At 56.8% G+C, this 12,153-nt stretch carries 9 protein-coding genes; 3 read left to right on the forward strand and 6 right to left on the reverse strand.

All coding sequences use genetic code 11. The annotated features are described in order from the left end of the window. Window positions 1-85: 85 nt before the first annotated feature. Both RLEG4DRAFT_RS02205 and RLEG4DRAFT_RS02210 read left to right on the forward strand, forming a co-directional pair. Window positions 86-856, forward strand: coding sequence for an SDR family NAD(P)-dependent oxidoreductase (locus RLEG4DRAFT_RS02205; protein WP_003575064.1), 771 nt, complete (start codon window positions 86-88; stop codon window positions 854-856). A 647-nt stretch (window positions 857-1,503) separates the two neighbouring features. Next, window positions 1,504-3,249, forward strand: coding sequence for a tetratricopeptide repeat protein (locus RLEG4DRAFT_RS02210; protein WP_037093091.1), 1,746 nt, complete (start codon window positions 1,504-1,506; stop codon window positions 3,247-3,249). Between the two features lie 247 nt (window positions 3,250-3,496). On the opposite strand, the gene RLEG4DRAFT_RS02215 is transcribed toward RLEG4DRAFT_RS02210, so the two are convergent. The 6 genes from RLEG4DRAFT_RS02215 to RLEG4DRAFT_RS02240 form a co-directional block, all read right to left on the reverse strand. Next, window positions 3,497-5,224, reverse strand: a complete 1,728-nt coding sequence (locus RLEG4DRAFT_RS02215; RefSeq protein ID WP_003575068.1) for a GH32 C-terminal domain-containing protein — start codon at window positions 5,222-5,224, stop codon at window positions 3,497-3,499. Between the two features lie 116 nt (window positions 5,225-5,340). Next, complete coding sequence (locus RLEG4DRAFT_RS02220; protein ID WP_171898172.1) at window positions 5,341-6,711, reverse strand: NosD domain-containing protein; 1,371 nt, start codon at window positions 6,709-6,711, stop codon at window positions 5,341-5,343. 67 nt (window positions 6,712-6,778) lie between these two features. Then, window positions 6,779-7,918 carry an ABC transporter ATP-binding protein gene (locus RLEG4DRAFT_RS02225; protein ID WP_003575072.1) on the reverse strand — a complete coding sequence of 380 codons (1,140 nt, stop codon included), beginning with the start codon at window positions 7,916-7,918 and terminating at the stop codon, window positions 6,779-6,781. 10 nt (window positions 7,919-7,928) lie between these two features. After that, window positions 7,929-8,765, reverse strand: coding sequence for a carbohydrate ABC transporter permease (locus RLEG4DRAFT_RS02230; RefSeq protein ID WP_003575074.1), 837 nt, complete (start codon window positions 8,763-8,765; stop codon window positions 7,929-7,931). Then, window positions 8,758-9,639, reverse strand: coding sequence for a carbohydrate ABC transporter permease (locus RLEG4DRAFT_RS02235; RefSeq protein ID WP_003575076.1), 882 nt, complete (start codon window positions 9,637-9,639; stop codon window positions 8,758-8,760). Before RLEG4DRAFT_RS02235 ends, RLEG4DRAFT_RS02230 begins: the two co-directional genes overlap by 8 nt. A gap of 63 nt (window positions 9,640-9,702) precedes the next feature. Further along, window positions 9,703-10,962, reverse strand: coding sequence for an ABC transporter substrate-binding protein (locus RLEG4DRAFT_RS02240; protein WP_003575078.1), 1,260 nt, complete (start codon window positions 10,960-10,962; stop codon window positions 9,703-9,705). 169 nt (window positions 10,963-11,131) lie between these two features. On the opposite strand from RLEG4DRAFT_RS02240, the gene RLEG4DRAFT_RS02245 reads away from it, so the two are divergent. Beyond that, entirely contained in the window at window positions 11,132-12,151 is a 1,020-nt protein-coding gene (locus RLEG4DRAFT_RS02245; RefSeq protein ID WP_003575079.1) for a LacI family DNA-binding transcriptional regulator, read from the forward strand. Window positions 12,152-12,153: the final 2 nt, after the last annotated feature.

A 12,153-nucleotide genomic window follows, 5' to 3' on the forward strand; every position in this document is an offset into this window, starting at 1 on the left:
AGGGACGCTCCTCCGCATGCGTGGAATATCTGGCATCCGCCCGCCGACCCTGCCATAAATTAATTTCATCGAGGGAGGCATCATCATGCAGAAGAAAGCGCCGGACTTCAGCCTTCAGGGCAAGGTGACTTTGGTGACAGGAGCGAGCCGTGGCATCGGTCGGGCTTGCGCGCTTGCCTGTGCCGCAGCAGGCTCCGATATTGTTTTGGGGGTCCGCGATGTCGCAGCGTCGGCGGATCTGGTTGCCGAACTCGAGGGCACGGGACGCAAAGTCCTCCCTGTTGAACTGGACCTTCCGAATAAGAGCCATATCGCCCAAGCCGTCGACGCAGCGTTGACGACATTTGGTCGGATCGACGTCCTCGTCAACAATGTCGGCGTCGCTCCCGGCAATCTTGCGGAACTGGTCGAGGAGAAGGACCTTGACGAGATCCTCGACGTCAACATCAAGGGCACCTTTCTGATGACGCAGGCGGTCGGACGTCAGATGATCAAGCGCAATGCGGGCCGGATCATCAGCATCAGCTCTCAGGCCGGCACGGTGGCACTGCGCGGCGAGGCAATCTATTGCATGAGCAAGGCGGCCATCAATCACCTGACGCGCTGCCTTGCCGCCGAATGGGCGCCCTATAATGTCACCGTAAACACCGTATCGCCGACCTTCATCCACACGGACGGTACAGCACCTTTTCTATCCGATCCCGACAATAGCAAAGCGACGCTCGATCACATTCCACTCGGCCGGATCGGTGAAACCGATGATGTGGTGGGTGCCGTCGTCTTCCTGGCATCGCCGGCTGCGAGCCTGATCACCGGCGCGAACCTGCTGGTGGACGGTGGATGGTCTGTCGCCTGAGGCGAGGCTTCTCAGCGCAAGCCTCAGACAGACGAGACGAAAACGCGGCATCCCGGCCCAGGAGATTGGCGAGAGCGGCCTCTCATTGCCTGCCGGCACCTTTGCCTGGGTTGAGCCACTCGTCTCAACCCGTCCTTCGGACCCCTGCTTGCGGGGCGAAGGGAGATAGCCGTGGCCTCTCCGTCCCTCGCCGACATCTCGTGTGGCACGTCCCCTCAGAGGATTAGGGTCATATGCGCTCGGTTAGGGTACAAACGGCCAGGAGTTTGGTTGTGAATCAAACCTGAAATGTCGATTTGACCCGATATTTTGGACCCCTAGCCGAAGGTTCAAGCGCGGCTGCCGGACGGTTCAGAGCCTAACCTAGCGCATATGAGGATTAGGGTGAGGGGCAGGCCTTGAGTCTTGAACAGGAGAGCTGTGGGACAAGGCCGAGGATGACGTCGCGGGTTCTGCAGTGGTTTGTCGGCAGCCTGCGGGCGGCGGTGATACCGCTCCCTCAAGATCGGTTGCGCTTCCACCTAACTGACCGCATTCGGCCCGAAGCGACCTTCGTTCGACCCATGGCAGGCTGGCTGTGTAGTCCCGCCGGGAAAATGAAGGTATGTTATGGAGTGGATGGTCACCTTGGTGTCCTGGGGGTGCCGATGGAACAAAAGCTTTCCGTCATCATGGCGTCTGACGTTGTCGGCTACAGCCGCCTGATGGGCATTGACGAGAGGGGCACTCTGTCGGCTCTCAAACGGCACCGGCAGGAACTGCTCGATGTCAAAATCGCCCTGCATCACGGCCGCATCATCAAGCTCATCGGGGACGGAATGCTGACCGAGTTCCGGACCGCAGAAGAGGCGGTTCTCTGCGCTGTCGACATCCAACGGGAAATGCGCATGAGGAACGCGGATGTTCCGCCCGGTCGCAGAATAGAGTTTCGGATCGGTATCAATATCGGCGACATCCTTTTTGAAGATGACGATGTCTATGGTGACGGTGTGAACGTTGCATCGCGCATCGAGACCATCGCCAAGCCCGGAGGCATCGCGGTCTCCGCATCGATGCGCGACACCTTGGGCAATCGTCTGAATATCGGCTTCGAGGATGCGGGCGAGCAGGCGTTGAAGAATATCGAACGTCCACTGCGCATCTTCAATGTCATTCTCGATGATGGCGAAACGCCGCAACGAGAACGTGCTCCCGCTTCTGCATCGGCAGCGCCATCGGCCTCCATACAAAATGATCAGGTTGTCGAGTCCAACCGAACTATCCTTTATGTTTCAAGATTTTCAAATCTCAGCGGCGATCCGGATCAGGAGTACTTTGCGGCCGGCATAGCGGAGGATGTGGTGGCTGCATTGTCGCGCTTCTCGAGGTTGAACGTGATCGTCCAGCCGCCCCGTTTAGAACCCGGGCGAGCCGGGTCGACACCCTATTACATCCTCGAGGGCAGTATCAGGCGGCTCGGCAGTCGCGTTAGGGTCAATGCCAGCCTGACCAACGTTTTACGCGAAAACATCTGGGCTGAGAAATACGACTTCGACCTTGTCGACGTCTTCGCCATTCAGGACGAACTTGCCCAATCGATCCCAGCCGCGCTGAACGTTAAGATCGAAGAGGCTGAACGTCAACGCGTCCTTGCCAAACCGGCAACGGCTTTAAGGGCCTATGATCTTTATTTGCGCGGCAAGCATCTTCAACACAGCCGGAGACCGGAGGATGCCGGGATTGCGAAGGATATGTTCCTCGCCGCCATCGCGGATGATCCGAGTTACCCGCGCCCATATCTGGGGCTCGCCTGGCTCGAGCTCGTAAAGCTGAAATGGAATGAAAGCGTCGACATCGATACCGCCCTGGCCACTGCGTTCACATGGGCGAGCAAGGCCCTGCAGCTCAATCCTACCGAATCCGACGCGCATCATGCGCTTGGCGTGATCCACCTATGGAGAGGCGAGGCCGAGCGCGCCATAGGTTGCTACGATCGGGCTCGCGAGCTGGCGCCTTACAACTGCGATCTCCTTGCCGAATATTGCGATGCCTTGGGCTATCTGGGGCGTCTTGAAGACGCGATCAGGATCGGGGAGATGGCTGTCCGGCTCAATCCAAGTCGACCCGACTGGTATCTCTGGGACATTGCGGCCAGCAAGTATCTTTCCGGAGACTACCTTGGTGCACTGTCTCTTCTGGAGAAAATGACGGAGCCGGGCCCCGCTTACCGGCTGCTGGCGGCAACCTATGCACAACTGGGGCGATTGGAGGAGGCGCGCCGCGCAGCGAGCGAACTGCTGAAAATCAATCCGGACTTCTCGATCGAGCGATACACGTCGCGTGCTCCCTATCGGGACAAGGCATTGCTCGCGAGGTATGTCGAAGGATTGCGATTGGCAGGATTACCGGAGTAGACCGGTGATCAACTGCTCGGAACCGCCGCCATCGAGGGAGGCGTTAGAGGGGTTGGCGAGCTTTATCGGATCGAGGCCGAAGTGCGTGGCCTTTACCAAGCGACACGGGCCAACCCATCATTGCTTTTCCTCCCAGTCGCTTTGCCACGAGCGGATCGCCTCCTATCGCCGCGCCGTGATTGGTGAAGTTAATAACCCTGTCGACGGCTGGGTCGTGGCGAGGCCTGCGACCGCCTCGTCGCTTATGTTAGTTGCTCCAAGCGGAATTATAGCTCCATGCCTCGTAGCTTTCGATTCGGCCGCTGTCTGCGGACTTCACTTCGAGCGAGGTCAGGTCTGTGATTTTATAGGTGCGGCGGGTGCCGCAGACCGCGCCCCCATTGGCGAAGACCTCGACGACGCCGCGGTCGAAGAACAATGTTAACCGTTCGAGCTTCAGCGGCGCTGAGCGGTACTTGATCCCACCATTATCCTCCGCCACGGTCAGCTCAAGCCGCCGCGCGCTGTGGGCCAACCTGAAGCTCTCCCCGTCACTGCCCCGCGCGACGATCTGAACTCCATCCAGATCGCCTTCCAAAGACAATTCGACGGGGCGCCTTGGTTCGCATGCAAATTGATGCGGCGCAATCAGTGGAAGAGTGCGGGCGCGCAGGCGCTGGCAACCCTTCTCTGGCATCATTGTCAAATTCCGTTCGGCATCTAGACCGAGCACGCGCGGCAGCGACAGCTCGCCGCTATAGGGCGAACCCGGCGGCTTGCGGAATTCCCAATTGAAGAGCCAGGCAAAAGCGATTTGGCTGTCCTTTGCCCGGAAGCTCTGCATCGCGTAAAAATCGGTGCCGAAATCCAATTCCTGCAAAGCCGGGGTCGCCGGCATGAAGCAATCGCCCTCGAAGGTGCCAACCTGGGCGTAAAGCAAGTTGTGACGGCCGGTTTCCGGTTCGGTGTAGCCGACAAAGCCCATCACCAGGACATAGTAACCATTGAGCTCGAAGAAATCCGGACACTCCACGCAGCGTGCGCCATGCTGGCGAAAATGCTCGGAAGCGCGATAGAGGACGGACAAGAATTTCCAGTCCTCGCCGTCCTCGGACCCATAGAGCAGGACGGCGGGATCACCATCGATCGCGGCGCCCAGCACCATTCGGTAAGCCCCGCACGCCGCATCGTACCAAACCTTTGGGTCGCGAAGGTCATGGGAGCTGCCGGAAGGACCGTCGACCAGCACCAGCTTATTGGCGTCCGGACGCAGCAGATCGGCGGATGGCAAGACTCTTTTCTGAACTTCTTTGTAGTCCCTGAACAGGTCATACGCCGGCAGTCGTTCTGTGTAGTAGAAGCTGAGCTTGCCGTCCGGGCCGACGAAGGCACTTCCCGAGAAGGCCCCACCGGTGGCACCCAGCGACCAAAGGTTCTGCTCCGGGTGCAGGAAGACCGGCAGATGGATCCAGCGGTAAAGGTCATCGCTGACGGCATGGCCCCAGTGCATCGGCCCCCATTCCGACTCGACGGGATGGAACTGGTAAAACAGATGATAGCGGCCGTCGATGAAACATATCCCGTTGGGGTCGTTCATCCAGGCCTGAAACGGCGAGAACCTGAGCTGCGGACGATTGGTATCGCTCTCATACCATTCCGGCCAGGATGTGCTCGGTCGGGCGAAGACGTGGCCATCACGCAACTCCAGGAAAGTCACGCCTTTCTCAGTCACATTCTCCGAATTGAAGCTGTAGAGCAGCGGGATTTCAATTGCGCTGTCGTCCCATTCCAGCGTGAGCGGGCCAGCCGCATAATGGGTATAGAAATAGAATTGAAAACAGGGCGGCAGATGCGCGATCCGGTAAACGACGCAATCGCCGACACGCAAAACGAAGGCATCGACGTGATCTTCAGCAGCGGATTTTCCAGGTTTTTGCCGAGCCCAGATCTCTAACCGCGCACCCCGCTCAGCACTCAATTGCACCCGCGTCTTCATTCATTCCTCCTTCCGAGCGTAAAGTCGTAGCTGGGCTGCTTCTTTAACCTGACGCCAGGGCGCACAATCGACAGTCCGGCCACTGGGCTTCTGGCCGTCTGTTGGTTTGGAATTGATCAGGGATTGGAAACAACTGCGTTAAACGTTGGAGTGCCTCTAAAAGCATTCACGCTTCTGTCGATCACAACCTGTTCGTCATTGCCGGAATCCAGGACTGTATTGCGCACCGATCCCTCTTGCACCAGTACCGACGTCACTTCGAGCGGCTTCAGATTGTCGGTTGACAGCAATGCGCCCACTTGGGTTGAAAAGCAGGCACTGTTCGGTGCGTCACTGATTCGCGATGTTTCGGTTGTGGCCACAATGTGATTATTGGCTATGTAATTGCCGCTACCGGAAACCACATTAATGATCACCGGCTTTACGCCGAGGGGCCTGATATATTGAGTATCCAATGTTTCCGAAATGTGGTTTGCAATTACCGAGTTGTTACTGCCGTCAATTCGTAAAAGCCCGAACAGATCATCCAAGCCGTTGTCGTACTTCTGCATAGGCGCCCACGGCTCGCGATCCCGCAAAAAGTGATTTGAGGAAACCAAATTCTCGCAGCAATTAGCAGCAAAAACCAACATTCCGGGGTAAAAGGAATGGAATCTATTTCCTGTGACCGAGGAGCGCACCACGCCGGAAAAATAGACGCTGCTAGCGCCTCGAGGGAATATGTTGTTTGACGATACTAGAATGCCACCGTAATTTTCCGCGTAAATGGAATGTCCCTGATATCCGGCTCCGACGAAATTATTCGTTATTCTTGAGGCCTGGCCCATACCCTTTAATTCGATACAGTTGCCGCATTCAGCAATGAAATTGTTATCTATCGCGAGCGCATCAGCATCATGAACAGTAACGCCGTGCTCCAGATAGATAAGACCCATTCCCGTTATTCGGAATGAGTCATTGGCGCTGCCGACAAGAATGCCCGTTTTGCCATTCTTGTATGTATTTTCTGTATCTTTTTGCCCCGAACCGTCGTCAGTGAAGTGCAGACCATCGATGCAAAAGTCAGCAAACTCCACAGAGCTTATGCGGGGACTTCCGGTGCGCTTAACATAAAACGCGGCTCCCGCAGCTTCACCGTCAGTGGCCTCTGGAGACATGTCCACAAGGATGCGACTTCCGCCCGGCCACACTTCGTGCCAGTGCTCCAGCTCGCTTGCGGGTGTGTTGAACCGGATGCTCGACGACGTAAAGCCATGTCCGGAGCCCATAATTTTCAGAAAGCTCACGTCTATAACGACCTGAGTGACAAGACGATAATCGCCTGGCGGGATATAGATCACTGCTCCAGGTTTTCCGCCATCATTTAGGTCGGAAACCTGTTGCCTGCTTTTAATATCTGAAATGATGCTATTGATGACCGCTCCAATATCCTCATAAGGGTTCCCGACGGGATACTTCGTGGCGTCGTAGTAGTTTTCACGAACCATTGTTCGTTGCAGGCGATCGGTGGCGATAGATCCGCTAGTCATTGTTGGTATTCTCCTGGCAATGCCATCACCAGATGCTGGTGCGGGTGTCCGGTTCAAAGAAGTGAAGTTCTTCGGCATCGACAGCGATACGCGCGATGTCACCTGCGCGTACTGTGCTCTTCGGAGAAAAACGGGCTACAGCAGCTTTTTCGTCGATGTCGGTGATGGCGTCAGGGTCGCCCGCATCCACCCAAGGTGCGTCGATATTCAGATGCACCATGGATTCAGAGCCCAGCGCCTCGACAAGAGTGACCGCGGCCGAGATCTCAGCTGAAGAAGGCCGGATTGCGGCATCGTTCATGTGCTCTGGCCGAATACCGACAACCACCTGACGGTTAGACGTACCCTTCAGCGAGGGGCGGCGCTCGAAAACCTGGTCGGGAATTCCGAAACTGTTGCTGCCTAGGGTCAGCGTCTGTCCATTGAGCACGGCCTCGTAGAGATTCATCGAGGGCGATCCGATGAAGGCGGCGACAAAGACATTGTCAGGACGATTGTACAGGTTTTGCGGTGTGTCGACTTGCTGCAGCACGCCGCCTTTCATGACAGCGACACGGTCACCCATCGTCATCGCCTCGACCTGGTCGTGGGTCACGTAAATCGTAGTGACATTCAGTTTTCTTTGCAGGCTGGCGATCTCGGCGCGCATCTGCACGCGCAGCTTGGCATCGAGGTTCGACAACGGTTCATCCATCAGGAAAGCCGCCGGTTTGCGGACGATTGCTCTTCCCATGGCGACACGCTGACGCTGACCTCCGGAGAGGAGCGCCGGTTTGCGGTCGAGCAGAGCCGTCAGTTCGAGGATGCGTGCGGCTTCGTCCACGCGGCTGGAAATCTCGGACTTCGGAAGGCCTGCCATCAGCAGAGGAAAGGCAATGTTCTCCCGCACCGTCTTGTGCGGATAGAGCGCGTAGGACTGGAAGACCATGGCGATGTCGCGATCCTTGGGATCGATATCGTTGACAACCGTATTGCCGATCCTGACTTCGCCGCCAGAAATACTCTCCAGGCCGGCGATCATCCGAAGTGCCGTCGACTTCCCGCATCCCGACGGACCGACAAAGACCATGAACTCACCGTCCTTGATGTCGAAGTTGAGATCATGAAGAGCGTGAAAGCTGTTACCGTAAACCTTGTTGATATTGCGCAGTTCTATATCGGCCATGTTTGTCTCCTCATCCCTTCACAGCGCCGAACGTCAGCCCGCCGACAATCTGTTTTTGAAGTGCGAGCGTTACGATGATGACGGGCAGTGAATAGAGCACGGCCGCCGCGGTCATCGCTCCCCAGGCAAGTCCATAGACCGAGTTGTATTCGGCAATGACGATCGGCGCCGTCTTGGTCGTTTCAGACGTCAGCAGCAGTGCGTAGAGGAACTCGTTCCAGCTGGTGATGAAGGTAAAGAGCGCGGTCACCGCGATCCCGCCCGTCATGATCGGAAGGATGATCTTGCGAAAGGCCTGGAACCGTGTGCATCCGTCCATGCGCGCGGCTTCTTCGAGTTCCTTCGGCACGCTCTCGAAAAAAGCCGACATGAGCAGCAGCGCCAGCGGCACAGCAGCCGAGCTGTGAGCGAGAACCAGGCCAGGAATGGTGTCGAGCAGGCCCATGGACTTCAAAAGCTGGAACAGAGGCACACCGAGCGACACCGACGGCACCATGCGGGTGACCAAAGCAAAGAGCAGGAAAAGCGTCGTGGTTCGGCGGCGATACTGGGTGGCGACATAGGCGGCCGGCACGGCCACCACCAGCGAGAGCGCGGTCGTCAGCACCGCCACTGTGAGGGAATTGACGAAGGCCTTCGGCAAAGTAGACGATTGCAAAACCGCGCGAAAATTCTCGAACGATATGACGGCGGGAAAGAACCTCGGGGGGATCTGCTGGACATCGGCCGCCGGTTTGATGGAAGTCATTAACAGATAGATGTAGGGCAGCGCATAAGACAGCACGAGCACGAGGGCTGCGGTGTTAATCAGGACTCCGCTAATATTGGGGCGGGACACGCTATGCATGGGCCGGCCTCCAAATCTTCCAATAGGCAATCGCGGCCAGAACCATCATGACGAATAGGAACAAGGTGCCGGACGCCGATGCTTCACCGAGATCGCCGAAACGAACCATCCTCTGATAGATGTTCATCGAGAACACTTCCGAAGCGTGATTGGGGCCGCCTTGCGTCTGTATCCAGATGAGGTCGAAGGTCTTGGCTGCATCTACACCGCGCACGATGACGATGACGGCGATAACCGGACGCATCAACGGCAAGGTGACGTGCCAAAACCGCTTGAATGCATTCGCACCATCTATCCGGGCTGCTTCGAGCAAGTCTTTCGGAATGTTCGTCAACCCGGCGTAAGACACGAGCGCGACAAACGAGGTCGTCAGCCAGATATCGGCGAAGGAAACAGAATAAATCACGATGTCCTCATCGGACAGCCAGGCGATCGCATCGGGGTCGCTGATAATACCCAGATGGACAAGCCCATAATTAAGAATGCCAATGTTGCCGACCAACAGAAAGCGCCACAGCAGGCCGGCGACTATCGGTGGCGCCATCAGGGGCAGCGTGAACACAGTGCGATGCCAGCGCGATTGGCCAGGAAGTGCCGAAAACAGGAGAGCGGCGCAGAAGCCGAAGGTAAACTCGAAGAACAGCGCAAAGACAGAATACTGAATCGTTCTCAGTGCGCTTTCGGCGACGCGCTTAGAGGTGAGCGCGTCGATATAGTTCCTCAGCCCGACCCACTCGCGTATGTGGGGGGTGATGGTGTCGACCTTGAAAAACGAATCGAACACCAACAGCCCAATCGGGTAGGCGACCAGCAGGCCCAGAATGGCAAGCGCCGGCGCAAGCATGTAAAGCACAAATCGGTCTTCACCCGACATGGCTGTCTCCGAACTGATGAAATGCGGAGGATTTTCTCCTCCGCCGACGTTGAGGATAGCGGGTTAGTTTAGGATGTCCTCGATCGTTTCTTTGGCATCCGTCAGGATCTTGCCGACATCCGCCTTACAGGTCAGGGCCTGTTGCACGGCCGGAAGGACCGTTTCATCAACGATTTCCTGATATTTCTCGTTCATCGGCCGACCTTGGGTCGCAGGCGCACTGAGTGTCTCAAGCAGCGGCGTGAAGTGCTCGTAGCCGGGCTTGCCGGCGTAACTGCGATAGGCGGAATTCGTCGCGGCGAGGCCAAGCGGGGCTTCGATGCCCAACGCGTTGTTGGCGATTGCAAAAGCGATGAACTTCTTCGCTGCTTCCTTGTGCTGCGAGGTCGACGGGACGACATTATACCAGGGACCGGGAATGGCTGCGATTCCTGCATCGCCGTCGAGCATCGGAGCGACACCGACCTTGCCGCTGACCTTTGAATCCTCGGGCGTCATCTTGTAAGCGTGCGCCCAGAATTTCATCATCGCCGTCTTGCCCTGATAAAACAGGTTCTGCGCCTCACCCCAACCGATCTCGTTGACGTTTTCCGGGACGGAATGATCGGTGCAGTGCGGGGCAATGTAGAATTCCAGCGCCTTCTTGTGCGCCTCGTTGTCGATGATGACCTTGCCGTCCTTGTCGAGGATCACGCCGGGCGAGCCCGCCTGCAGCACATGTGCCATCCACTCCTCCGAAAAGGTCCCGATGGTGTCGGTGCCCCAGAAGTCAATCTTGCCATCGCCATCAGTGTCGCGCGTGAAGAATTTAGCCATATCGCGCCATTGCTGCCAGGTCTTGGGCGGAGCAAGGGAATACCCATATTTCGCCCGGAAGGCGTCCTTTTCCTCGGGCTTATCGAACAGATCCTTTCGATAGAAGACAATCTCGGCGTTCGCCCATGCCGGCATCCCGATCAGTTTGTCTCCGACCTTGGCGTCGGCGAGCAAGGCAGGCGGCAGGTCGGAGCGAACAGCCTCGGTGAAAAGAGGAGAGAGGTCCTCGACATGTTTAGCGAACTTTGCATTCCAGACCACATCGATTGTCACGACGTCGAAAGCGGATGACTCTGAAGCAATCTCGGCCGAGAATTTGTCGAAAACGCCTTGATAAGGAACGACAGTAAATTTCACCTCGATGCCGGTCTCAGCGGTGAACTTCTCAGCCACGGCCTTCTGGAGCATCTCGCCGCCGCCCTCCACCAAGACGTTGATCGTTTCGGCTCGGGCGGAGGCCGCCATGAACACAAGCGCAAGCGCGCTGGCACTAAGTAGATTCTTCATCGTTTCCTCCCTGTTTAGGCCCGCCACCATCACAGCGGCCCGCATTGCCTGAACAATAATCGCGCTATGACGACGTTGTCAATCGCCATTGTCGACGTTGTCAGAGAAAAATGTCGACGTTGTCATGCGTCTGGGTTAGATATGAGGCCCGATAGGAGATTTCACCGGCATGGTCAGCATTGTCAGCGTCGCAAAAGCGGCTGGGGTTTCGAATAAGACAGTTTCTCGGGTCATAAACGGTGAGCCCTATGTAACCGAAGAGACGCGGGAGCGGGTGGAAAAGGCCATCCGAGACCTCGGTTACATCCCCAATATGGCTGCGCGGCTGATACGTTCCAGCCGGTCGAACACCTTCGGAATCATTACGGACTATGTGTCTACCACGCCTTATTCGGTCGACATTGTGCGCGGGATTCAGGATTGGGCAAATGCGAATGGAAAAACCATCCTGATGGCCAACACAGGCGGTTCTTCCGAGCGGGAGGCAGAGATTTGGAAAATATTCCAATCCCATCGCATTGATGGTGTTCTCTATGTGACGATGTACCACCGCATTGTCCACCCCGAAGCGGGTGATGTCAGCATTCCCACCGTGATGATCAACTGCAGATCGCAAACGAACGAACTCCTGCCATCGATCGAGCCGGACGATTTTCAGGGAGCGCAGGATCTCACCCGCTATCTGATCGAACGGGGGCATCGCAAAATTGGATATATCAAGCTCAATCCCGTTCTGCTGGGCGCCGAACTTCGCCTGAAGGCTTTCCGTCAAACCACGGGGGAAGTCGGACTTGCAGAGGACGATCTCTCTATTCGTCTTGGCATGGAAGGCCCGGTTGGGGCCGAAGAGAACTATGTCTTTGCCGCGGCAACCGAAATGCTTCGACAAAAGAATCGTCCCACCGCAATTATGAGCGGGAACGATGAGATGGCGATTCAGGTCTACATTGCGACATTGGCGCTGGGATTGCGAATTCCCGAGGATGTCAGCATCGTCGGTTTCGACGACTTTCGGACGGTTTCAACGGCATTGAAGCCCGAACTGACGACAGCCGCTTTACCCTATTATGACCTCGGCTTTCAGGGAGCCGAATGGTTGAACAACGTGGTGGCCGGCGGCAATGTTCGACCGAGCACTCGCGTCATCTCCTGTAAGCTGGTCGAGCGCACATCCGTACGTTCGGTGTGACC

The sequence above is a fragment of the Rhizobium leguminosarum bv. trifolii WSM2297 genome (assembly GCF_000271845.1).